The organism is Rahnella rivi (assembly GCF_019049655.1).
Classification (GTDB): Bacteria; Pseudomonadota; Gammaproteobacteria; order Enterobacterales; family Enterobacteriaceae; genus Rahnella; species Rahnella rivi.
Genome location: NZ_JAFMOX010000043.1, coordinates 26,866 through 49,160, shown reverse-complemented (window position 1 = coordinate 49,160; position 22,295 = coordinate 26,866). Strand labels below are relative to the sequence as shown.

General features: G+C 55.6%; 25 protein-coding genes and 1 pseudogene. All 26 read left to right on the top strand.

The genetic code is table 11. The annotated features are described in order from the left end of the window. Positions 1–732, top strand: coding sequence for an F-type conjugal transfer protein TraK (gene traK / locus J1779_RS02565; protein ID WP_217202793.1), 732 nt, complete (start codon positions 1–3; stop codon positions 730–732). Further along, positions 729–2,072, top strand: a complete 1,344-nt coding sequence (traB, locus tag J1779_RS02560) for an F-type conjugal transfer pilus assembly protein TraB (RefSeq protein WP_217202792.1) — start codon at positions 729–731, stop codon at positions 2,070–2,072. The genes traK and traB overlap by 4 nt, the downstream gene beginning before the upstream one ends. 14 nt (positions 2,073–2,086) lie before the next feature. Next, positions 2,087–2,611: a transcription/translation regulatory transformer protein RfaH gene (rfaH, locus tag J1779_RS02555; protein ID WP_217202791.1), complete on the top strand. Its 525-nt coding sequence runs from the start codon at positions 2,087–2,089 to the stop codon at positions 2,609–2,611. A 229-nt stretch (positions 2,612–2,840) separates the two neighbouring features. Next, positions 2,841–3,272 carry a hypothetical protein gene (locus J1779_RS02550; RefSeq protein WP_217202790.1) on the top strand — a complete coding sequence of 144 codons (432 nt, stop codon included), beginning with the start codon at positions 2,841–2,843 and terminating at the stop codon, positions 3,270–3,272. Then, a complete protein-coding gene (locus J1779_RS02545) occupies positions 3,269–3,640 on the top strand; it encodes a hypothetical protein (RefSeq protein WP_217202789.1) in 372 nt (123 codons plus the stop codon). The genes J1779_RS02550 and J1779_RS02545 overlap by 4 nt, the downstream gene beginning before the upstream one ends. 107 nt (positions 3,641–3,747) lie before the next feature. Next, complete coding sequence (gene traV, locus J1779_RS02540; RefSeq protein ID WP_217202788.1) at positions 3,748–4,317, top strand: type IV conjugative transfer system lipoprotein TraV; 570 nt, start codon at positions 3,748–3,750, stop codon at positions 4,315–4,317. Positions 4,318–4,322: 5 nt separating this feature from the next. After that, positions 4,323–4,634, top strand: a complete 312-nt coding sequence (locus tag J1779_RS02535) for a hypothetical protein (RefSeq protein WP_217202787.1) — start codon at positions 4,323–4,325, stop codon at positions 4,632–4,634. After that, entirely contained in the window at positions 4,631–7,300 is a 2,670-nt protein-coding gene (gene traC, locus J1779_RS02530; protein WP_217202786.1) for a type IV secretion system protein TraC, read from the top strand. Before J1779_RS02535 ends, traC begins: the two co-directional genes overlap by 4 nt. After that, positions 7,293–7,724 carry a type-F conjugative transfer system protein TrbI gene (gene trbI, locus J1779_RS02525; RefSeq protein WP_217202785.1) on the top strand — a complete coding sequence of 144 codons (432 nt, stop codon included), beginning with the start codon at positions 7,293–7,295 and terminating at the stop codon, positions 7,722–7,724. Before traC ends, trbI begins: the two co-directional genes overlap by 8 nt. Continuing rightward, positions 7,721–8,341, top strand: coding sequence for a type-F conjugative transfer system protein TraW (gene traW, locus J1779_RS02520; protein WP_217202784.1), 621 nt, complete (start codon positions 7,721–7,723; stop codon positions 8,339–8,341). Before trbI ends, traW begins: the two co-directional genes overlap by 4 nt. Continuing rightward, positions 8,338–8,613 carry a hypothetical protein gene (locus J1779_RS02515; protein WP_014695883.1) on the top strand — a complete coding sequence of 92 codons (276 nt, stop codon included), beginning with the start codon at positions 8,338–8,340 and terminating at the stop codon, positions 8,611–8,613. Before traW ends, J1779_RS02515 begins: the two co-directional genes overlap by 4 nt. 17 nt (positions 8,614–8,630) lie before the next feature. Continuing rightward, a complete protein-coding gene (locus J1779_RS02510; RefSeq protein ID WP_321186563.1) occupies positions 8,631–9,026 on the top strand; it encodes a hypothetical protein in 396 nt (131 codons plus the stop codon). A gap of 2 nt (positions 9,027–9,028) precedes the next feature. Continuing rightward, positions 9,029–9,592: a hypothetical protein gene (locus J1779_RS02505; RefSeq protein WP_217202783.1), complete on the top strand. Its 564-nt coding sequence runs from the start codon at positions 9,029–9,031 to the stop codon at positions 9,590–9,592. Further along, the gene (traU, locus tag J1779_RS02500) at positions 9,562–10,554 is read left to right on the top strand and encodes a conjugal transfer pilus assembly protein TraU (RefSeq protein ID WP_183850556.1); all 993 of its coding nucleotides are present in this window, start codon (positions 9,562–9,564) and stop codon (positions 10,552–10,554) included. Before J1779_RS02505 ends, traU begins: the two co-directional genes overlap by 31 nt. A 9-nt stretch (positions 10,555–10,563) precedes the next feature. After that, positions 10,564–11,190, top strand: a complete 627-nt coding sequence (trbC, locus tag J1779_RS02495; RefSeq protein ID WP_217202782.1) for a type-F conjugative transfer system pilin assembly protein TrbC — start codon at positions 10,564–10,566, stop codon at positions 11,188–11,190. After that, entirely contained in the window at positions 11,190–13,028 is a 1,839-nt protein-coding gene (gene traN, locus J1779_RS02490) for a type-F conjugative transfer system mating-pair stabilization protein TraN (protein ID WP_217202781.1), read from the top strand. Before trbC ends, traN begins: the two co-directional genes overlap by 1 nt. Beyond that, positions 13,028–13,825 (top strand): type-F conjugative transfer system pilin assembly protein TraF, encoded by a 798-nt coding sequence (gene traF / locus J1779_RS02485; RefSeq protein WP_217202827.1) that lies wholly within the window; start codon positions 13,028–13,030, stop codon positions 13,823–13,825. Before traN ends, traF begins: the two co-directional genes overlap by 1 nt. A 13-nt stretch (positions 13,826–13,838) precedes the next feature. Then, complete coding sequence (locus tag J1779_RS02480) at positions 13,839–14,099, top strand: hypothetical protein (RefSeq protein ID WP_217202780.1); 261 nt, start codon at positions 13,839–13,841, stop codon at positions 14,097–14,099. 37 nt (positions 14,100–14,136) lie between these two features. Then, a complete protein-coding gene (locus J1779_RS02475; protein WP_217202779.1) occupies positions 14,137–14,613 on the top strand; it encodes a hypothetical protein in 477 nt (158 codons plus the stop codon). Next, positions 14,606–14,818, top strand: a complete 213-nt coding sequence (locus J1779_RS02470; RefSeq protein ID WP_134706914.1) for a hypothetical protein — start codon at positions 14,606–14,608, stop codon at positions 14,816–14,818. The genes J1779_RS02475 and J1779_RS02470 overlap by 8 nt, the downstream gene beginning before the upstream one ends. Next, positions 14,815–15,456: an F-type conjugal transfer protein TrbB gene (gene trbB, locus J1779_RS02465; RefSeq protein WP_217202778.1), complete on the top strand. Its 642-nt coding sequence runs from the start codon at positions 14,815–14,817 to the stop codon at positions 15,454–15,456. The genes J1779_RS02470 and trbB overlap by 4 nt, the downstream gene beginning before the upstream one ends. 162 nt (positions 15,457–15,618) lie before the next feature. Continuing rightward, positions 15,619–16,986, top strand: coding sequence for a conjugal transfer pilus assembly protein TraH (traH, locus tag J1779_RS02460; protein ID WP_217202777.1), 1,368 nt, complete (start codon positions 15,619–15,621; stop codon positions 16,984–16,986). Continuing rightward, a complete protein-coding gene (traG, locus tag J1779_RS02455) occupies positions 16,979–20,251 on the top strand; it encodes a conjugal transfer mating-pair stabilization protein TraG (protein WP_217202776.1) in 3,273 nt (1,090 codons plus the stop codon). The genes traH and traG overlap by 8 nt, the downstream gene beginning before the upstream one ends. A gap of 21 nt (positions 20,252–20,272) precedes the next feature. Beyond that, the gene (locus tag J1779_RS02450; RefSeq protein ID WP_217202775.1) at positions 20,273–20,848 is read left to right on the top strand and encodes a hypothetical protein; all 576 of its coding nucleotides are present in this window, start codon (positions 20,273–20,275) and stop codon (positions 20,846–20,848) included. A gap of 127 nt (positions 20,849–20,975) precedes the next feature. Next, positions 20,976–21,709 (top strand): annotated as a pseudogene (gene traT, locus J1779_RS02445) (complement resistance protein TraT). A gap of 224 nt (positions 21,710–21,933) precedes the next feature. After that, positions 21,934–22,281, top strand: a complete 348-nt coding sequence (locus tag J1779_RS02440; protein ID WP_217202774.1) for a hypothetical protein — start codon at positions 21,934–21,936, stop codon at positions 22,279–22,281. Positions 22,282–22,295: the final 14 nt, after the last annotated feature.

Below are 22,295 nucleotides of genomic sequence, written 5' to 3'. Positions count from 1 at the left end.
ATGAAAGCACGATTTCTTGCCGCGTTCGTCGCCGGCCTTTGCCTCGCACCTGCGGCGATGGCCGACGTCAGTGGTCCGGCCGGCACCGTATTTGAAAATGATGCGCACCTGAAAGCGCAGTTGAGCAACACCAGCCCGAACAAAATTGTCATCGAGGGTGAACTTATCACCCGCGTAACCGGCCCCGACGGTGCCTTTACCCAGGAAAACACCGAAGACGGGGCATTGCTTATCACGCCGCTGACCGGTCAGAACTTCACGCTCTTTCTGGAAACGGCCAACGGTATCGGCGCTTCTCTGGACGTGACGCCAAAACCGGGCAGCGGACATACGCTGCACCTTATCCCCGCGTCGGTGCCGCTGAAGGCCAACCCGGATGCGAAAGCCTGGGAGGAAAGCCAGCCGTGGGAGAAAACGCTGGTGAGCGTGGCCCGCACGGTGGTGAACGGCGGCGTACCTGACAGCTATATCGAAGCCAAAGCGGCACGCGGACCCGCCTACAATCCGATGCCGGGTGTCCTGCTGACCCCGGAACGCCAACTGGTCGGCTCGCACCTGCTGGTCATGCGTTACCGCATGAAGAACACCGGCTACATTACGCGATCGCTTTCAGAGAAACAGTTCTGGCAGAAGGGCGTCCGGGCCGTGATGTTGTCCACCCATAACCTCTACGCCAGCGGCGAAGGGTACGTGTGGGTTATCTTCTCCACGGCGACGGAGGGCGGGGTATGAGCAACATCAACACCGCCACCCGCCGCAAACAGTGGGTGATGACCGGCGTGTGCGTCGCGGTGGCACTCGGCGTCGGGGGCGGGATATGGGCCTACACCCACCATCAGGCGTCGCTGAAGAACGCGACCAAGCCAAAAGTGGTGGACATGACCGGCAGCGTGGTCACCAGCTCCTTTACCGACAACCTGGCCACGGCGGCGCTGGCCCAGCAGCAAAATAAAACCTCGGCGCTGGAAAGCAGCGTGAACCAGCTCAAAACCGACCAGCAGCAGCAAAACGAAGCCCTCAAGCAACAGCTTTCTAAAATCATGGACGCCATGAGTAAGCTGCAAAGTCAGCCGCCTTCTGCGCCCGTGCCCAGCGCACCGCCATCCGGGCCAGTGCAGTGGAACGTTACCGACCCCAGCCGTGGGCCGGGGGGCGGGCAGGGCAGTCAGTTTTATCCGGGGCAAGGTCAGGGACAGGGTACCGGTTTTTACCCCGGCACCGGCTCGGGCCATCTGGGGGGCATGACCAGTAAAACCTTCAGCTATACCTCACTGCAGGCCAGGAAAACCAAACTGCCGTGGATACCGTCCGGCTCCTTCTCGGAAGCGGTAATGATTGAAGGGGCCGATGCCAACGCCAGCGTGACCGGTCAGCAGAACACCTCTCCCGTGGTCATCACCCTGATTGGGGATGTCTCCATGCCCAACGGCAAAACCTACAACATGGACCAGTGTCGCGTCACCGGCGAAATCTGGGGCGACATCTCCAGCGAACGCGGTGAGGTCAGAACCAAAAACATCAGTTGTATCCTGAAAAACGGCAAGCATATCGACATGCCGTTTGACGGCCACGTGGCCTATCAGGGCAAGCAGGGTATTCGCGGCAAGCCGGTGATGCGTAACGGTCAGATTATCGGCTACGCCGGTATGGCAGGGCTGCTCTCTGGCTTCGGGGAGGGCATCAAGTCAGCCGCAACGCCGTCAGTCGGACTGGGTGCCACGGCATCAGTAGGTGCCGGCGATGTGTTTAAGCAGGGGATTGGCGGCGGTGCCAGCAAGGCGGCTGACACGCTCAGCCAGTACTGGATAAAACGGGCTGAGCAGTATCACCCGGTGATTGATATCGGCGCGGGCAACAGCGTGACCGTGGTCTTCCAGCAGGGTTTCCGGCTGGAAACCATTGAAGACATTGAAGCTGATAAAGACAAAAAAGGTGATGCACAGAACAACGTGCAGCAGGTGGCCGGTAATGCCTCCACGCAGGTGAATAACGTCACCCGTGCCGCCGTCCTCAATCCTGATGAAGTGTTGCGTCAGGCGAGCCAGCTGAAGCTGGGCGATACCATTAACTGACAGGGGGAAGGGATATGGAATACTGGTACGTTGCACAGACGCAGTATGCACAGGAAAAACGTGCCCAGCAGCATTTGGGTAATCAGGGTGTGACGTGTTTCCTGCCGCTGTACACCGAGCAAATTGTGAAATCCAGCCACACCAGGGCTGCGGCGCCGCAGGCGCTTTTCCCCGGTTATATCTTCGTTCGCTTTGATCCGGAGGTGATCCACACCACCACCATAAAAAGCACACGCGGCATTGCGTCGTTAATAAGCTTTGGTGGCCTGCCTTCCGTCATCCCTGATGAAGATATAGAGAAGTTAAAAAATCATGACTGTCTTTCGCCTGCCCCTACGGGGCCTGCACATGGCGACCGGGTTGAGGTGTTAAACGGTGTGTTTGAAGGTCTGGAGGGGGTGTGGCATGAGCCCAACGGAACGAAGCGCGCCATGCTACTGCTCACGGTGATGAACCGTGAAATGAAGCTTGAAATTATGGGGCGCAGAGCACCTGACGCGCTGCGTGTCCGGGTGTTGGGGCGGGCGGCGGCGGCATAAAAGGGGGCGTGGTGAAAAATCGGGAGCAAAGTATCAGGCTCGGCGCATTAAAAGTGCGTTACCGCCAGGCCTGGAAATGTAAAGCGTCCTCCTGCGAACTGGCGGCGCTGCTCAGCGACATTGAAAGGCTAGAGTGTACCCAAACCAGTGACCAAATAGGGAACGCGACGCCACCCGGTAGGGGGCAACGTGAACCAGGACGACGCTCTGCGTCAGGCCAGGGCGCTGCATGTGGGCGACACCATCAACTGAGGAAAGTGTAATGAGAGCGGTTAAGGCGTTGTACCGGCCGTCGTTTTTTCTCTTCGTGCTGTTGTTGATTACCCTGCTGGGTGGCTGGGCAAAACTGATGGACGTCGCGTTCATGCCGGCAGAATGGATGGCGTGGCGAATTTTTGCCATGATCGCCTGCTTATTTTTAGGGCTGGCGTGGTTTATTCCTATTGATTGCTCGGAAAATCTCATCGTCGCGAACATCTTAATAGTGGTTCCCTGGGTTTTGTATGGCGTTGTATTCGGACTGGGCAGTATTGCACTCTGGCATCCCTGGGTAGCGTTTGTGAACCCGGATGCGTTTTATTATCTGGGGGGCGCGTCTTATTTTCTGGCCGCCATTCCCCTTATCTTCGAGTCTTCAATTTTTACGAGGTATTGGGAATGACGTTTATTAGCAAAAACAACCGTGTGCCGCTGGTCCTGCTCACCCTATTGGTGGTGGGGTATTTGTTGTATTGGGCTTACCTGCTACGAGAGGGGGTCATCGTTCAGCAGTGGACCTACTGGCGTCTTGGTCTGCTTGTTGTCGTAGTTTTCCTGTTTATTATCAGTCAGGTTGCCAGGAATGAGACATTTTCCATCTGGACTGTCCTCGGGACGATTTTCGTTTCCTGGGTGGCTGGGTTGTTGTGGTGGGCTGGTTTCCTTTTCATCATGTGGCGTGTCCCCGGTTATCCGGACATCAATTTTTCATATGTTTTGCTGGGGGAGATGGTCGCGGTGGTCTTAGGATGCTTCTTTGCTGAACTTTAACGACGGATCTTGCCGATAAGACATCAGTGAAAAAAATCCCTTAGCCTGACGTTTACCCTCGCGTTTCCCTTATTTACACCGTTACCTCACTTTATTCCGGAGTTTCTATGCCTTGTAAACTTTTAGGTGCGGCTTTGCTGTGCGCCGCGCTCACCGGCTGCGCCGGTATGAACTCAGATTTTGACTGCAACAAGACGGCCACCGACCAGTGTCTGTCCATGTCTGACGCCAGTCACCTGGCGGCTAAAGGCAAAAGCCTTGATGACTTGACGGCGGCGGCGCAGACCGCCCCAAAGCCTGCCGCTGAGTCACTGGCAACCACGGCAAACATCAAACCCAACGTGTCGCCTGACCGTCCCATCAGCGTCGCGGGTCTGGCACCGCGCCCTATAGCTGGCACGCCAGTATCGAATAACGACGCCATGCTGCGGGCGTCAACGATCCCTGTGACCGGCAGTAGCTCAAGCGGGCTATCGGCAATACGCCCCGTCACCCCGGCAGACTATGCCGGTCCGGGGCAGGTGGACGCCCGTCGTATTCCCGATGCCACGCAGCGCCTGTGGATCGCCCCCTGGGTGGATGAACAAGACAGCTTTCATCAGCCTGCCGTGGTCGAGTTCGTGAAGAATAAATCCCGCTGGGATGCCGATTTTCGCGTGATCAGTGAAGGGGAATGAGGCCAATGAAACGAAAATTAACGACCGAATTTATTAACGCGCAGCCGGTGCCGGCGTCATCCCTGCGCTGCCTGCAGTATCGACTGGCAGGCATAGACCTGTTTTATCAGTCTCGTGATGCCTGTTCCTGGTGCGTTATGGGTGCTGGGACGACGGGAAGCGGTAAGACATTCGACATGCCGTCCGCGCTGAACCGTATTACGCAGGCAGAACCGCGCCGAAGCGATATCCCCAACGACGCCGGGGGAATATTCTGCAACGCGGTCCCGTATTGTTTTTATTCTCTGCAACACATAGAAAAAGGCTGGATGTCATGAGCGATTCCTGGTTAGACCAGCTGGCCAACATTTTTGCCGGCAGTAAAGATGAGGGCGGGGCAAAGACGGCGGCCGACATGTTGCAGCAAAGCCTGAGCTATCCGTCCATCACCAGCCTGTTGCCCTACCGAATGTATGATGAAAAAACCGAACTGTTTATCAACAGCCGCTCCATCGGTTTCATCATGGAAGTGGCTCCGCTGGCCGGGGCCAATCAGCAAGTTGTACAGGCCCTCGATGACCTGTTGCGCAAAAAAATGCCCCGAAAAACGCCAATTACCGTGCTGATGGTGGCCAGTAAGTGCGTGGGTGAGATGCTCGACAATGGCCTGAGTAAGGACATGTGGAAAGGCAGCATGGCGAAACCGCTTAACGCCATCACCAAAGCCTACTGGGAGCGGGCGGCCCTGAAGGGACTCAGTAACGACCGGGAATACCCGCTTTATCTGCGTAACTACCGCGCGTTTCTGGTGTATGCCCGTTCAGGGCGAGGGGGGATCCGGGCGATGGACGCCGTTGTGCAACTGCGGGAGACGCTGCGAGTCTCATTGATGGCAGCCCATATGGAAACCCGCCGCGTCGGTGCTCCTGAATTCCTGTCGGTCATGCGGGAACAGCTTAACTACCGGCCGGGACAGGTGACCCGCAGTCCCGATCACTGGAACACCGACCAGGAACTGCACCGCCAGTGCGTCGACCACAGTACCGAAATGGAAGTGCATCCGGGCTATCTGCGGCTTACTACCGCGCGTCAGCCGGAGGACCGTATCCTCGGGGACAGCCGCGATACCGTCGTCGCTAGCACCCGTATTGTGAATATGCAGCTGACTAAAGCCCCGGCGCGGTTTGCGCTCTGGCAGGCGTCAGATAACCTGCAGAACATGCGCTTTCCTGACCTGGGCATTCCCTGTCCGTTCATCCTCAGTTGGACGGTATCCGTGGAAGATCAGGTAAAAAGCCAGAACGACGCGTTTCGTAAAGAGCAGGATCTGGGTAAGAAAGCCGGCACATCCTACGCCAAGCTGTTCCCCGGCACCCAGCGGGCGTATGAAGAGTGGCGTGACCTGCGGCAGGGGCTGGCCAGTAACGAAATTGCCATGTGCAATTTCTCGCTGAATCTGACCCTGTTCACGCCGGATGACGCCAGCGAACAACAGTCGTGTGAACTGGCGGCCATTAACGTCTTTCGCAAAAATGACCTGGAAATCTCCGCCCCGCGCTTTCAGCAGTTGCGAAACTGGATCAGCTCCTTCCCCTTCATGATGCAGGAGGGGTTGTGGGAAGACATGGTGGTGATGGGTTCGACACTGCGCTGTAAAAGCTTTAACGCCGTCAACCTGATGCCGGTTGTGGCTGAGCGGCAAATGTCACCGATAGGCAGCCCGTTGCCGACCTACCGCAACCAGCTGGCATTTTTCGATATGTTCAGCGAAACCAGTGGCAGCACCAACTACAACATTGCGGTGACGGGGACCACCGGCGCGGGCAAAAGCTTCTTTATTCAGGAAATCCTGCGGCAGGTGCTGAACTCCCACGGCTTCGCCTGGGTGATCGACATGGGGGCGAGCTACAAAAACTTCTGTAAACAAGCCGGCGGGAAATACCTGGACGGTGCCACCCTACGCTTTAATCCCTTTGCGAACGTGGTGGACATTAAAGAGTCGGCAGAAGGCATCACCGGCCTGCTGACCGTACTGGCCAGCCCTAACGAGCCGCTGGATAAGGTCAGCGAAACCATTCTGCTCAAAGGCGTGGTCGCGGCCTGGGAAGAGAAAGCCAACAAAGCCCGTATTGATGACGTGGTGGCGTACATGATTTCGCAAGAAGTCACGACCACTTACGAATCCCAGCCGACCATCCGTGACCGTATTAACGAGCTGGTTCTGCTGCTCGACCGCTGGTGTACCTGGGGGGCGAACGGCGAATACTTCAACTCCGACAATCCGACGCTCGATGGCGAAACACGCTTTGCCGTGCTGGAGCTGCTGAGCCTGGAAAATCAGCCACACCTGCTGTCCGCCATCCTGTATTCGCTCATTCTGGCCATACAGGAAAAAATGTACCACTCGCCGCGTGACCTGAAAAAAGTGGCCATTATCGACGAAGCCTGGCGTCTGTTCAGCGGCTCTAACCCGCATGCCGCACGCTTTATCGAAACCGGCTACCGGACGGTGCGTCGTCACCGTGGGGCCTTCATCACCATCACGCAGGGGATTAAGGACTTCACCGGTACCAAAGACCAGGCCGCACCGCCGGCGGCGGCCGCAGCCTGGGATTGTAGCGGGACGAAGGTGACGCTGTTGCAGGATGCCAAAGCCTTTAAAACCTACCTCAATGCCAACCCTGACCAATTTACCGAGCTGGAAACGCAGGTCATTCGCGGCTTCCAGCCAGCGAAAGAAACGGGCTTCAGTTCGGTGATGATTTCGACCGGGGAAAACAGTTCCTTCCATCGCGTTTTCGTCGATCCGGTCACGCGGGCGATGTTCAGTACGCGCGGGCAGGATTTCCAGTACATGAGCGAGGCGCAGGATGCGGGGGCAACGAGTGAAGAGGCGGCCTACCTGCTGGCCTGTGAACCCTACATGTATCAGGACGAGATCCGCGAGCTGGAAATTTGGGCAGGGTTGAGTGTGAAAGAAACCGAGGAAATCAACCGTGAATGAAACCGATATCGATGCGCAAAACATCAGGCAGGGCATCAGCATCACACCGGCCAGTAAGGCCGGTTTTTTTAACAAGAAATTCGTGCGGCCTGTGGCGGTGGCACTGTTGCTGGCACTGCTGGTCACGGTGTGTGCCGGTATCAGTGCACTGGTCGCTCAACAATTTCAGCGCCGGACGGTGGTCTTTGACATGAAGGGCACTATCGCTCTGTTTATGCAGCAGTCGGCTAAAAAGCAGCTGGATGAGAACAGCGCACGGGTGCTGACCACCCGGTTTGATCAGGCGCTTAAAGCCAGCCTGAATGACTGGCAGCAGGCGCACGGTGACCTGATCCTGGTGCCGCCAGCGGTGGTGATGCCCGTACTGGACATCACGCCTCAGATCCAGGCGGACATTGCCCACCGCATGCAGGAGGTACCATGACATCACGCTGGGTTATCTGCCTGCTGGCAAGCTTATTCAGCCTGTCAGCAGGGGCAAAGGATCTGGGCGCTATTGGTCATTTGTTTCCGATAGCCGAGCCTGATCTGCTGGATTTTATCGGCCAGCGCCTGCAGGGCATGAAAGACAGCGGTGAGATGGACAGGATCCAGCGCGAAGCCGAAGCCAGGGTGAAAGCCCACGCCGTTCGCCCCGATCCGGTGGCGGGCCTGACCCCGGCGAAAGCCGACCGCACGCTGCACTATGATCCGACGTTTACCGTGCGTGAAACTATCCGCGATATGCGCGGTAACGTGATCGCCCGTGCCGGTGACCAGATCAATCCGCTGGATAAAGTGCCGTTTAGCGAAACCCTGTACTTCATTGACGGCGACAACCCCGCGCAGATGAAGTGGGTGAAACAGCAGCTGGCCGGGCAGGTTAATTTCAAAGTCATTCTGGTGAACGGCAATATCCGGGACAGCAGCAATGCGCTGGATGAACCGGTGTACTTCGACCAGTACGGCATACTGACAACAAAATTTGGCTTCGAGCATACGCCGGTACGTATCAGCCGCGACGACAGGACGCTCAAGGTCGAGGAGGTGGCACTGAAATGAATCACTGCGTTAAAGACAATCACGACGCGGATAACATCAAACGCTTTGCCACCACCGTGCGGCTGGGCGACACCGATAAAAACGGCCTGCGGGCCATGACAGAAGAACACCCGCTTTACACCGAATCGGTGGTTATCCGCGCGGCACTGCAGACGCTGCTGGCCCTGAGCGCCGAGCTTCGCACCTCGCTCATCCTGGCGTCACTGAATGAGCACGATATTCGCACGGTACTTCAGCGTCACGGACCGCTGTCTAAAGAAAGGAGTGTGTGAATGGAAAGTCCAACACTGTGAACCCGATTAAATCATGGCTAAAGCCGTTGCTGACGTGCGTTATCGGTCGGCATGAGGGTAGGGCGGATATCGGCGGGCAGGAAGAGGCGCTTTACCTGGCGGTGGCCCTCGATTTGGAGCACCTGCTTAAAGACCACGGGCTTTTTCTGAGTACCAATCCTTTATACGAAGTTTCTGTGCCTGAAATCGTACTCACACAGCTGGCTAACCTGCTGCTTGACACCTGGGTTGGCACACTGCCAGCCCACATCAAACCCGAAGAGAAAATAGCCCAAATCCGGAGGGAGATCGCTGCCGGTGAAAGTGCACAGAAGGTGCACCGGATGCTCAGGCGATTGCGTCAGCGCGGATTATACGTGGCCTCTTTCACACCTTATCAGAAGGTTGAATAAGCATGAGCATTCTTGATCTTTTCGCATCACTGACCACTTATCAAAAGTTATTTTTACTGGAAGTCTTCATTTTTATTCTCCTCGCAGTAGTCATCAAAATCTACTTCAGGTTGCGTGATAAAGCGGAAACCGAAGAACACCCGCTGGAGGCGCCGGACGCTGAGGGCAACACCTCGATGGTGTTCAGATATCCGGCCGTCATCACAGGTAAAGCCTTACATTTGCAGATGAATGAGGCGTATTTTGACGCCATTTTCTCCGGTTTTGTTCGGGGACTGCTACGGGCTGGCTACACGTTGTCTGACCGTGAAGTAGCACCGGCTCCGCTGTTGCCGGGCGGCACCCTCGACGCGTTGGCCAAAGAAGTCGAAAGGGCGCGACAAGAGTTTCTGACCGTGCTGGGCACGGACATTGAATACGATATCGCCTATCAGATGCAGTCCGGGCGGTCGCCGAAGTTTTTGATCCAGCTTGTCGACAGCTGTGAACGGCTGGGCTGGAAGATTGTTCCGGCTATCCGGGCACCGGAGGAAGAATGCGCAAACTCATTCTCTGCCTTACCTTAATCTGGACGGCCTTTCTGTGCGCGCCTGTACAGGCGGCCAGTACGAACGCCGGAGACGGCCGCTGGGTGAACCCTATCAGCGATGTCTGCTGGAAATGCCTGTTTCCCATGACGCTCGGCAGCATTCAGCTTGCTTCCGGTTCACACCCTGATACCCCCAATCCGGCATCACCTATACAGCTGTGCCCTTACGGCATTTTTTACCGCTTGGGGCTGGCCATCGGTTTCTGGGAACCCGTTGCCCTGACGGACGTGACGCGCGAACCTGGCGTGATGGTCAATATGGGTGGGTTTAAAATTGACCTTGGACGGACAGGCACCGGCACTGGTGGGCAGAGCGACAAGCCTTCACCCGGCGCGTTCTACCATGTGCACTGGTACAAATATCCGCTGATTTACTGGCTGAATATCATCACCAGCACCGGCTGCATGCAGACCGGCGACATGGATATTGCTTACCTTTCCGAGGTTGATCCACTGTGGAATGACAGCACGCTGTCGATGATCATCAACCCCGAAGTGAGCCTGTTCTCTAACCTGCTGGCACAGGGGGCCTGCGCCGCCGACTCGATTGCCTCCACAGCCGGTGTACCGCTGGATCCGCTGTTCTGGTGCGCCGGTGCGCAGGGGTCGATGTACCCCTTCACGGGCTACACCAGCAACGAGTTTTCGCCGCTTGAGGCATCGGTTCTGGTCAGCGAACGGATGGCGTTCAAACTGCACAGGGAGGGACTCGTGATGGAGACGGTCGGGGCGGACGTGGCGGTGTGCTACGAGTATCCGTCCCCGATTATCCCGAAATCTCGCTGGCGATATCAGATGGTCAACATGTACCCCGAAGCCAGCGACTGCCACCCCTTTGGCACGACCACCCAGCTGTGGGGCTCGATACATAACGCTCCGACATCCAAAAAGAACTTCGGCTACCTTCTGTGGCGAAAGCGTAACTGCGCTTATCTGTAAGGACCTTCCATGAACAGACCCCTGATGACGGCGCTGACGCTCAGCGCCGCGCTGTTCTGCGCGCAATCCGTGCAGGCAGCCGAGCAACCCACCGTGTCCGCCGGCGATATGGCGTACATGAAGCAAAAGCAAACTGAGCTTGAGCAGTTTCAGGCGCAGCTGAAGGGCATGAACATTACCCTGCAACCGGCACAGCAAAATAAGGTGTCTCAGCTGCAAAACGAAATCGCCGCGTCCCAGGCTGACCAGAACAGCGCCGACCGGCCCACGCCGCAGGCGCTCTATTTTGTGAGTCTGGGCATTCCGGAAGAAGGGTTACTGCCCATGCTCGCCGATGCCCGCCGCTTTGGTATACCGGCGACGCTGCGCGGCCTGCTGGATAACGATTTTCGCAAAACGGCCTCGGTGATGTTTGAGCTGTCCAAGAAGGACAAAGAGGCGGGAGTGCAAATTGACCCGACGCTGTATCAGCAATACGGCATCAAGGCTGTGCCCGCGCTGGTGGTCACCTGTCAGGGCAAATTTGACGTGCTTTACGGCAGCCTGCCGGTTAAGCAGGCACTCGAAGAAGTCGTGCGCCGGGGAGACTGTGCGGCGATGGCGACACAGCTGCTGAAAACGGCGGAGGGGAAATAATGAAGCGATTGGTTTTGTCACTGTTGTTGCTGTGTGCCCAGGGGGCACAGGCCGATGCCGTCAGCGATGCTTTTAATGCCGGTTCCAGCTATGGAAAATCTAACAGCAGTCAGGGCACCTCGGGGATGAAAAACACCTCACCCTCGACCGTCATTCCGGGGTACACCGCCAGTCCGTCACAGAGCGGGTATTACGGGGGCGTGCAGGGTGGGGACGGCGGTATCAGTGACAAAGGACAGACCGAACTCGGCCAGAACAATGCCGGGCAGGCCATTATCAGTTCCGGCACGACCAATCCGGCGGTGACCATTGACCCCAAGGCACCGTTCATTACCACCGGCAAGGATGCTGAGAGCACTGCCGGCACGGTCGTCAACGGTACCTATGACCAGTGTACGGACAAAGTCGTCAGTAAAAGCACCTTCCAGAATTACACCTGCGACAAAGATGTGGCGGTGACCCAAAGTTGTAACCGCGCCGTCACGATAGGCGGGACGTATGTGACGACGCAGACCAATCAGACGGCGGTGATCAATACTCATGATTTTTCATATTCCCGCGTTAATCTTGAGGTTCACGCCACGTTCACTGCGCCGTTTACCGGGGATATACAGCAGGCTTCTTTTAACTGGACGGGTTATGTGGCAAGAAAAGCCACGGTAAGCGTTCTAGGCAATAGCGTCACGGTGCCTAACCGGACGTCGGGATCCACGACACAAAATCTTTCAGTCTCCGGTTATCACATCAATCAGGGAGAAACGATCACAGTTGTAATAAGCATCGGTAATGCCTCCAGAGCAACGACATTTCTTGACGGTATTATCAATGAATTCAACATTGGCGACGACTCGATGACGCTCAGCATGACGGCTGTGACTACCGTACAAACGTATCAACCTCAGACAAACGTTCAGCAGGCCTGTGATGACCAGAGTGTTGGCGGCCAGTTAATCAGCACACAGTGCACCGTGGGTGGTGGCAACAGAACGACCGTTGTGGACGGGCAGACTTACACCGTTTACAGCGACTGCTGGCAGTATACCGATACCTATCTCACAACGCCGGCCAGCAACGGTAACTGTGCCTCTTTAATGTCTGATGCCAGTTGTACCGTCGCAGGGAGCAGTTGTACCGAACAAACGGCCGGACAATGTTCACACCAACAGGTCACGTATCAGTGTCAGCAGACCTATACCTCAACCGGCAAACTCTGCGGGGGCAATTACCTGTGCATGTCAGGGGACTGTGACGATACCAACGGCGCCGGCGACAGCGGTTTTGACACGGCGGTGGCCAAACTCGCGGGACTGGCTTCAGCCGGTGACGACGTGGTCAACGACCAGATCAACATCAAAGCCTTTACCGGGCAGGCCATGTCCTGTCGCAAGGCAATGGCGGGATTCTCCAACTGCTGCGTGGACTCCGGCTGGGGGAACAACGCCGGGCTGGCGAACTGCAACAGTGATGAAATGGCTATCGGCAAGGCCAAGGCGAAAAAGGTGGTGGTCAGCGTCGGTGAAGCCTGCAACCGCGCCGTGCTGGGCGTCTGTATTCAGAAAAAACAGGTGTACTGCGTGTTCGGGGGCAAGCTGGCCCGCATTATTCAGGAACAGGGGCGGCGCGATCAGCTGGGTGTGAGTTTTGGCAGCGGTGATTCACCGAACTGCCGGGGGATCACTGTCCCTGAGCTGCAGGCCATCAACTTCGACCTGATTAACTTTGCCGATTTCTACAGCGACCTGATGACCAACCAGAAAATCCCGAACTCGTCGGTGATGGTTCAGCAGGTGAAAGACCGGATTGCGGCGCAGGTTAACGCGCAGGGCGGAGGGAAATGATGAAAACACTGTGGTTTGCCTGCCTGCTCAGTCTCGCGCTCCCGGCGTGGGCGGACGGTACAGATACACCGGCTGATGCGGTGGTAACACCGGCGGATCCGTTCACCGGCTGGCACTGGTACAACGAACCGAAGAAGCCGGCGGACACGCCGGCACCCAAACCGGCTCCATACCCGCAAGTGCCGGATTTTAGCAAGCTGTCACCGTCAGAGCAGGCGGCAGTGCTCAAGCGTTACACGAAGGAGGCGCTGGACCGGGCCATTCTTAACCCGTCGAGCGAAAATACCGCCACCTTCCTGCGCTGGCAGAAGTTCTGGACGGACAGGGCATCGATGTTCAGCCAGTCGTTTGCGGTGGCTCAGCTGGATCATCCCGATCTGGATTACAACCTCGAACACCCGCACTACAACAGTACGGCACCGCTGCAGCAGGCCAGCGACCAGGCCAAACAGGCACAGGCCATCAGCGAACTGTCTGCCCAGTACGGGATGTTTTACTTCTATCGCGGCAGTGACCCGATTGATGCGCAGATGGCCGGGGTGGTGGCTGACTTTGCCCGCACGCGGCATATCTCGTTAATTCCGGTGAGCGTGGACGGCCAAATCTCCCCGCAGGTGCCGGACAGCCGCCAGGACGAAGGGCAAAGTGCTCGGATGGGCATCAGTCATTTCCCCGCCTTATTCCTGGTTAACCCGGCCTCCCGCGACTTTCGTCCGCTGGCCTATGGCTTTATGACACAGGATGACCTGGCCAGGCGTTTTCTGAACGTGGCAACGGGTTTCAAACCTAACTTCTAAAGGGCGGCCCATTATGCAAAGCATTGTCCTTAATATTGAAAGCATCAGGGAAGGTGAAACGTTCACCGGCATTGAGTATGACGTTGTGACATTTTCAACGCGCCCCGGATTGGACGGTCATGCGCTGGAAAGTGCGATACAGGCGCACTTCAGGGACGACATGCTGAACTTTGACTATTGCCCACAGCAGGGGACAGGCGATTTCATCTTGCTCTGCTCCTTCCTGAGTGTCGGTGAACGTATCGTGCCTTACGCGGCAGACATCACCGACTAACCCCCGTTTACCCCTTCTTCAGAACCAAGGATTTCTCATGCAACTTTCAGCGCTCAAAACGGGCGCCGCAGCCGGCTGGGCTGCGGTCAGGCTCGCGCTCGATATCATGGTTATCGGGCCGGTGTTTATTTTCTTTCTCTTTATCGTGGTTAATGCCTGGCCTTCGTCGGGAGCATTTGTCATCCGTCAGGCCGAAGGGCTGGTGGAGGGGGCCGCGCCGGGTAACGTATGGGGATGTGCTGCTCTCCCGGCGGGCATGACAGTCAATGAACGGGCTATACCGCAACCAGTAACGCCGTCACCTTACCAATGTGTCCCCGAACAGGTGCGCCGTGAAACCTATATCACGGGGTTTAATCACAACCTGTTGACTCTCTACGGGCTTCTCACCACGCTTTACGCGTGTGTCTATTTTGCCGCACGCTGGCTGATGGTGGGACGTAAAGGCCGGACGCCCGTTGTGGCTTTTGGGATTGCTGTTCAGGGCGGGAAACAGGAGAAAAAACATGAATAATTTGCCCGTTGTGGCCGTGTTATTTCTGCTTGGCATCATCGCTAACTGCCTGAGTGAGTTGCTGGCCTACTCGGCGACGCTGACGCGACAGGTGTTGGTTTTTTCAACCTTCACCTGTCTTATCCTGTCGCTGGTTGTGCTTATCGCGTCAGAAGTCCTCGCACACCGTAAGGCGCGCAGGAAGAACCGGGAGGCAAAATCGTGAAACTCACCTTTCTGTTGCCTTTCTTTTGCCTGATGGCTCCGCTGGCCGCGCACGCAACCGTGGCCGACCAGATAGCGGCGCTGGAAAAGTCCAAGACACAAACCAACTGGTCACCGGCGCTGCCTGACCTGGGATTACCGCAGGCGCGCTCCCCCTCAGACCGTGCGCCGCACATGATGACGCTCACCGACGGACGCGAGGTGAACCTGAACAACTACGCCATCGTGGTGTTTATGCAACGGGGGTGTCCGTACAGTGCGAAATTCGACCCGAAGTTAAAGCAGTGGTCAGATGAGGTCGGAATCAAGGTTTATCCCTATACGCTTGACGGCTATGGCGATACGTCCTTTCCGGTGGCCCTTATTCCCCGTAAACGCGGCGCCAATGAACCGCTGGCGGGGGAAATTATGACGTTTTTTGGCAATGGCTTGCCCATCGCCACGCCGACCACGTTTTTAGTTAACGTTGCCACGCCGCGCCCGGACGATACCATTGCGGCCTTTCCGCTTTATCAGGGGGATACCGACATGGGCACCCTGAGCCAGCGCGTCGCGCTGATGATTGAGGCGGATATCGACAATCTGCCCTCCAATACGCTGGGGCCGGTGCCTTCCAGTCAGGCCGTCACGGCACAGTAAACACTGCCCATCTTTCCGACAATTTTCCCGCAGTAAATTTTCTGACGCCGTTAGCTGCGCGGGATGTTTCTGTGTTTAACCGTTTTAGTCGGAAATATTTTAAAGATTTAACGGAGTTAACCTCATGACACTCAGTAAGTTGACCGACGGGAGCCTCTCCTCATGAAGCTACGGAAAATAGTAATGTGCACGCTGGCTGCCCTGTGCTTCAGTGCGCCGGCGCTGGCCGATGTACAGGGCGACCTGAACGGTTTTTTCGGCAGTCTGGGCTATGACGGCAACGTCTCCAAAGCACAGGCCTGGCAGGGGCAGGCCGCAGGCTACATCACCGGTGGTTCGGTGTATCTGCGAAATCCGGTAAAACAGGTACAACTTATCTCGATGCAGGTGCCTTCCCTGAATTCCGGCTGCGGGGGCATTGATGCCTATCTGGGCGCCTTCTCATTTATCAGTGGTGAGGAAATTCAGCGCTTTGCCAAGCAAATCATGAGTAATGCGGCGGGCTACGCGTTCGACCTGGCGTTGCAGACGATGGTGCCTGAACTGAAACAGGCCAAAGACTTTCTGCAAAAAATCGCCTCCGACGTGAATTCCGCCAACATGAGTTCATGCCAGGCGGCGCAGGGGATCATCGGGGGCCTCTGGCCCGTGTCTCAGCTTTCCAACCAGAAAATCTGCCAGGACATTGCCGGTGACGACAATATTTTCTCCGACTGGGCCTCATCCCGGCAGGGGTGCACGGTAGGCGGGCAGGGTGACAGCGTCACGAGTCGGGCCAACGCCAATGAAAAAGACCAGGTGCTGAAGAACAAAAATCTCATCTGGGATGCGCTCGGGCGCAATCATCTTTTCGACGGGAACCGCCAGCTGAAAGAGCTGGTGATGAGTATCGTCGGATCCATCATTTTCAACAGCGCCGGGCAGGTGACTATCCTGACGCCGATGGTGGATAACCGGGATGTGATCACCGTACTGATGCGCGGCGGGACCGCCAAGATTTACGGCTGTGATAAACCCGACCTTTGCCTCGGGCCGACGGTGGCCAGCGTCACCATCAGCAGCAATAACGCACTGGTCACGCTGGTCCAAAACATCATGTTGTCCATGAACCAGAAGCTGACGGATGACACCGGCTTATCCGATCAGGAAAAAGGGTTTCTCAACACCACCTCTGTCCCCGTCCTGAAATACCTGACCAACTCGCAGAGTATGGGGCAAAGCCCGACCTACCTCATCCAGGTGGCGGATTACATCGCGCAGGATTTAATGATCCAGTACCTGCAGGAGCTGGTGAAGCAGGCCAGTCAGTCGCTGGCCGGGAAAAACTTCCCGGAACAGGCGGCGGGGGAGCTGCGGCAGAACGTGGCCCAGGCTCAGCAGTTGCTGGCCAACATGAAGCTGCAGTCGGCGGCCGATCAGAACGCGCTGGACGGTATTGACCGCAACATGCAGTACCTACAGCAGCAGGTCTCGACCATTATTTCAACGTCATATCAGGGTAACTACCGTTGGGGGACCAGCAATGACTGAAATGTATACGATATACGGCGGGGACATGTGGCGGCAGGTGTTAAACGGTGTCGTGACCATTCTGGGCGCCGATACGTTTGATACCTTGCTCCGTATCGTCAGCACGTTCGGCGTGCTGGGGGTGATGGTGTCCTTTATCAAAACCCGTGATCCACGCGTGTTTATGCACTGGCTGGCCGTATTTATGTTTATTACGTCTGTGTTACTGGTGCCAAAACGGTCGGTACAAATCCTCGATATCACCGACCCGGCCGCTGTGTACGAGGTGGACAATGTCCCGTTGGGGCTGGCCATGATCGCGGGGCTGACCACCAGTGCGGGATTTGGGGTAGCGCAGTTGTACGATTACACCTTATCGCGCCCGGACTCGCTGACCTATACCAAGAGCGGCATGCTGTTTGGTTCTCAAATCGTGGCGCAGACCTCCAATTTTCGGACGCAAAACCCGCAGCTGGCACAGATGCTGACGGATTATGTCGAAAACTGCGTGATTGGCGACATTTTGCTTAACAACAAATACACCATCAATCAGCTGCTGAACAGCACCGACCCGCTGACGCTGATCACCAATAACCCGAGTCCGTTGCGGGGGATCTATCAGACGGTGAGCGGGGTAAGGCAGTTTGTGACCTGCCAGCAGGCCGCCGGAACCATCAGAACGCTGATGGGGAGTGATATCTCGGTGGGCGGCGTCAGTTGGCACGATATGGCGACCCGCGTGTTTGGCAGTAAAGTGAATGCGGATGCGTTGCTGAGCAATGCTATGAACGACAGCTACGGGTTTTTCTATGCGGGCGGACTGAGTGCCTCACAGATTATGCGTAACAACGTGACCAATGCTGCCATCCGCGACGGCTGGAAAGGGTTTGCCGCCCGTTCCTCAGATACGGCAAACCTGGTGAATCTGGCCACCGAATCGACCCTGACCAAACAGCGTCTGAGCTGGGCGGCGGGCGGGGCAATTGCCTCACAAACCTTACCGATGTTCCAGTCCCTGATGATGCTGATTCTGATTGGCCTTTTCCCGCTGGTGATTGCGCTGGCCCTGGTCAACCACACCATCTTCGGGCTGAATACCCTCAAGCTGTACGCCGGCGGGTTCTTGTATTTCCAGATGTGGCCGGTGATGTTTGCGATTTTGAATTCCCTGGCCAACTTCTACCTCCAGTCAAAAACCGGTTCAACGGCGTTGGTGCTGGCGAATCAGGATCGCATTGCCCTGCAGCATTCTGACGTGGCCAATATCGCGGGCTATCTCAGTATGTCGATACCGGTACTGTCCTTTTTCCTGACGAAAGGGGCGGCCTCGGTGGCGTCGCAGGTGGTGGGCGGCGTGATGAGTTCAGCGGCGTTCTCGGCGGGCGGGCAGGCATCAACCACCGCTGACGGCAACTGGTCGTTTAACAACATGTCGATGGACAACGTTAACGCCAACAAGTTTGACACCAACCTGTCGCAACGTATGGGTCAGCAAAGCCACCAGATGGAAAATGGCGGGATGCGCACCCTGACGGCTGACGGTCATAACGTCTATGACACGTCTCAGGCCATCTCTAACCTGCCGGTTAACATGCGACTCAGTTCACTGGCGAGCAGCGGTTTCCAGGAGCAGTCGCGGCAGGCGCAGCAGGAGGCACAAACGGCGCTCGATGGGTATAACCACAGTGTCACCAGCGGCTTCCAGCAACTGAACCAGTTAACCAGCCAAAGCGGTAACAGCGCCTCCATGACGCAGGGCAGTGAAAATACCCAGGCGACCAATGCGACAGTGGGGGCCAGTAAGATGATGTCGGCCGCCGAAAGCTATGGTAAAGCGCATAACATCTCTACACAGGAGGCCTATAACCAGCTGATGGACATCACCAACCGAGGCTCTGGGGGCGCCGGCGCATCAACGAACGTGAAGTTTGATACTGGCGATCAGATCGCCGGGAAGATGGGCAAATGGGCGACGGGACTCAGTGCGGGTGGTGAGGCTCATATCAATACAGAGTGGCAGCACACCTCTGGCAGCGCGCACGGTACGCAGAACAGTAATGCTGAGAGTAAGGATTTCCGCCACGATGAGAACAGCCAGACGGTCAAGGACTTCCGCCAGGGTATGGATATGGTGACGTCAGCACGCGTAAGTGAGTCTGGCAACAGGGCGGATAACCAGTCTAACTCTCAGGTTGAGCAGTATGCCGCGACGCTGAACGATGCGAAAAGTCAGTATCATCAGTACACCGACAGCAGCACCAAAAGTCAGGAGTTCAGCCGGATGGCCACATTGGCTCAGAACGAAAGTGCCAGCCTGGATGCCAACTACAATCAGGAATTCGTGGACTGGACGACCGCTAAATTTGGTAATAATGCCCAGGGTATTCTGACCAACGTTAATTCCGCGCGTGAAACGGCCACGGAGTTTATGAAAGAGCGTCTGGAGCCGGAAATCATGCAAAACTACGGCGCACGAACGGACCAGACAAACACACAACCTTTAACACCCTCAAACTCGTTAGAATATGGTGCAGTCACTGCGCAACATACCGCGTCTGGCGATCCAATCCCGATACCTTATGGAGCCAGTGCGGCAGAAGGCAGCCCGGAAAACGTCGATGGGACGACATCTGCAGGCGTCATTGAAACGGCCCCACAACGGACTGCCCCGTTTGTAAGTGCGCCGGATAGCCACAACACTTCTCAAGGCCGGGGTACAGGAGCGGCGTCTGTGACTTCTGATGAAGTCAATTTGCACAACGGTGATCGCAACGTTCAAAGTGGCCAGCAGTCAGCGCCGGTGTCCGAAAATCATCAATCAACACAGGATGAAATGCACCACGGACAACACAACCGGATTACGGGAGCCAAACCTGTTCAGGCGGAAGATGTAAACCTGCCTAATCGGGAGAGGGATCTTAACGTGCAGGGTGGTCCGCCTTCAGGGTCAATGACTGAAAATTATAACTCGGCTGCGGAGAAAGTGAGGGCGCACGCGGAGGGGGCAGGTATCCCTAATAACGTGGCGGGGCAGGTTGCAGCACAAAGATCTGCGAATTCTAATGTCATCAGAGAAAATGGCGGGAAAATCGATCAAAACGAAACCCCTGTTCAGGCATCCAGTGATATACTCAGAAATGAGCATCAGGGTGCGGTGAAAAGTCAGCAGATTGGCCGCACTGAAGAGGACATTAGGCAGACTAAACCTATTGTTGATGGCACCGAAACGGATAACTTTAAAGCTAAGCTTCAAAAGCTTAGAGAACAGCAGAAAAAGGCCTCATAAGCATTTAATTAGAGAGGGAATATGAGTAATTTCACAAGAGCAGAAGTTGACGCCGATATTGCTATGCTCACGGACAAGTTTTCATCAGGAATTAGGATTATCCCCTCTAATTCAGACTTATTTAAAAAAAGTCTTTTTATACCACTCATAGCGTTTTTTCTTAGTTGTGTCAGCACATTGGTATTCTACTTTGTTAGCTCAATAAAATATAAATATGCCTATTCCGATGGGTATATCAATTTTCTAACATCAGAGGGCTGGGTTGTACTCGTTCCTACACTAATTGTTGGTGTGTTGTTCGCTTTTATGACCTTTAACAATCTAATAATGTATATGGCCGTGCCCGAGGATATCCGTCGCAAATCAGTTATTCTCAGTCACCTTAGGAAGTTAGTGAAACGAACAGTGGCATTGTTTTTAATTTTGATGGTTTCTTCAGCATTGCTGTCTGGCCTAATTCCCTGGCTCGCTTTTGCAATCCCAGCACTTCTTTTCGCTTTGTTGTTTGCCATAAGTTTGGTTGTTGGTTCTGAAATCAATCGCTTGGGTGCGGGTCTGGCCCTCGAAAAAATCAGTAACTTGATCAAAAAGATTTAAGCAATATCCCCTACTGCCCATAACCCTTCTGTAATTCTAACGGAAGGGTTTCACCCTCCAGATTTATATCCAAATAGCCAATGTTTCGGGGCGAGCCTGCCCCGCTTTTTTGACAAGGAAACAGTAAATGAAAAACCGCAATTCTCTTGTGGCGGCTGTGGTCGTCTCATGTCTGGTACTTTCCGGCTGTAGCGCGATGGGCACCGCCATCAAAAAACGTAACCTTGATGTAAAAACACAGATGAGCCAGACCGTGTGGCTGGAGCCATCCAGCGAAAAAACGGTCTATATCCAGATCCGAAACACCTCTGACAAAGACATGAGCGACCTGCAAACGCTGTTAGCACAGGATTTGCGTGCTAAAGCTATAACGTCACGTCGTCACCGGACTCTGCCTATTACTGGATCCAGGCCAACGTCCTGAAGGCCGAGAAAATGGACCTGCGTCAGGCGCAGGGGCTGCTCTCAACGGGCTATGAAGGTGCTGCCGCAGGCGCGGCTCTGGGCGCGGGTATCACCGCATACAATAGTACATCCGGTGGGGCAATTCTGGGTGTAGGACTGGCTGCAGGTCTTGCCAGTATGGCGGCTGATGCAATGGTCGAAGACGTCAATTACACGATGGTGACCGATCTGCAGATCTCTGAACGCAGCAAAGCGACCGTGACAACAGATAACATCGCCGCATTACGTCAGGGTTACTCCGGTGTGAAGGTGCAGACCAGCAGTGAAGAAGGCAACCGCATGAAATACCAGACGCGCGTGGTTTCTAACGCCAACAAGGTGAACCTCAAGTTGGAAGAGGCAAAACCGGTTCTGGAAGCCCAGCTGGCAAAATCCGTCGCCGGGATCATGAACTGACCTGAAAGTTTTATCTCTGTTATTTATTGTCTTGATGGCACACGCCCGTGTGCCATGTTCGCCCACTCCAATGACGTAATAATTCAGCGCTCTGCCTGTTAACTCCCCAGTGACAGTGCCTGCTTTTCCACCTGTGATATTCCGCTTCCTCGTCCAGACGCAAATCCCCGCGTCCGGGCTGCGGCGAGCGTTGCCGTTAAACGCCCTAACTGAAGGAATTGCTCATGCAATACAAAAGTGCCCGTGGCCTGATGGCCTGGTTTACCCTGTTTTTCATCTGGAGTGCGTTTGTTCTCTGGTATCACGGCGTCGCCCTGCTGCAACTCATCATGCATGACAGTAACTTATACGCCTTCTCGCTGGCCTTACGCCAGACCCGCAGCGATATGCTGCCTGATGCGTTGCCGGTCGTACTGCTGATGATGTTGGTGTTGGCGGTTGGTGCATTTTTGTCGTCTGTCACGGTTGCCATGATAAACGCGGTGGCTTTCCTGTTCAGAACTGCCGGTGCACTGATCCAGGCGCAGTTCAGTCAAACTCACGCACGCCGCAATACATCGTCATTCCATTAAGTTCTTTACTGCTT

Excerpts from the sequence above, each read along its gene's own strand:
- traK (WP_217202793.1), top strand. The coding sequence starts at position 1 with ATGAAAGCACGATTTCTTGCCGCGTTCGTCGCCGGCCTTTGCCTCGCA.
- traB (WP_217202792.1), top strand. The coding sequence starts at position 729 with ATGAGCAACATCAACACCGCCACCCGCCGCAAACAGTGGGTGATGACC.
- rfaH (WP_217202791.1), top strand. The coding sequence starts at position 2,087 with ATGGAATACTGGTACGTTGCACAGACGCAGTATGCACAGGAAAAACGT.
- J1779_RS02550 (WP_217202790.1), top strand. The coding sequence starts at position 2,841 with ATGTGGGCGACACCATCAACTGAGGAAAGTGTAATGAGAGCGGTTAAG.
- J1779_RS02545 (WP_217202789.1), top strand. The coding sequence starts at position 3,269 with ATGACGTTTATTAGCAAAAACAACCGTGTGCCGCTGGTCCTGCTCACC.
- traV (WP_217202788.1), top strand. The coding sequence starts at position 3,748 with ATGCCTTGTAAACTTTTAGGTGCGGCTTTGCTGTGCGCCGCGCTCACC.
- J1779_RS02535 (WP_217202787.1), top strand. The coding sequence starts at position 4,323 with ATGAAACGAAAATTAACGACCGAATTTATTAACGCGCAGCCGGTGCCG.
- traC (WP_217202786.1), top strand. The coding sequence starts at position 4,631 with ATGAGCGATTCCTGGTTAGACCAGCTGGCCAACATTTTTGCCGGCAGT.
- traW (WP_217202784.1), top strand. The coding sequence starts at position 7,721 with ATGACATCACGCTGGGTTATCTGCCTGCTGGCAAGCTTATTCAGCCTG.
- J1779_RS02515 (WP_014695883.1), top strand. The coding sequence starts at position 8,338 with ATGAATCACTGCGTTAAAGACAATCACGACGCGGATAACATCAAACGC.
- J1779_RS02505 (WP_217202783.1), top strand. The coding sequence starts at position 9,029 with ATGAGCATTCTTGATCTTTTCGCATCACTGACCACTTATCAAAAGTTA.
- traU (WP_183850556.1), top strand. The coding sequence starts at position 9,562 with ATGCGCAAACTCATTCTCTGCCTTACCTTAATCTGGACGGCCTTTCTG.
- trbC (WP_217202782.1), top strand. The coding sequence starts at position 10,564 with ATGAACAGACCCCTGATGACGGCGCTGACGCTCAGCGCCGCGCTGTTC.
- traN (WP_217202781.1), top strand. The coding sequence starts at position 11,190 with ATGAAGCGATTGGTTTTGTCACTGTTGTTGCTGTGTGCCCAGGGGGCA.
- traF (WP_217202827.1), top strand. The coding sequence starts at position 13,028 with ATGAAAACACTGTGGTTTGCCTGCCTGCTCAGTCTCGCGCTCCCGGCG.
- J1779_RS02480 (WP_217202780.1), top strand. The coding sequence starts at position 13,839 with ATGCAAAGCATTGTCCTTAATATTGAAAGCATCAGGGAAGGTGAAACG.
- J1779_RS02475 (WP_217202779.1), top strand. The coding sequence starts at position 14,137 with ATGCAACTTTCAGCGCTCAAAACGGGCGCCGCAGCCGGCTGGGCTGCG.
- J1779_RS02470 (WP_134706914.1), top strand. The coding sequence starts at position 14,606 with ATGAATAATTTGCCCGTTGTGGCCGTGTTATTTCTGCTTGGCATCATC.
- traH (WP_217202777.1), top strand. The coding sequence starts at position 15,619 with ATGAAGCTACGGAAAATAGTAATGTGCACGCTGGCTGCCCTGTGCTTC.
- traG (WP_217202776.1), top strand. The coding sequence starts at position 16,979 with ATGACTGAAATGTATACGATATACGGCGGGGACATGTGGCGGCAGGTG.
- J1779_RS02450 (WP_217202775.1), top strand. The coding sequence starts at position 20,273 with ATGAGTAATTTCACAAGAGCAGAAGTTGACGCCGATATTGCTATGCTC.
- J1779_RS02440 (WP_217202774.1), top strand. The coding sequence starts at position 21,934 with ATGCAATACAAAAGTGCCCGTGGCCTGATGGCCTGGTTTACCCTGTTT.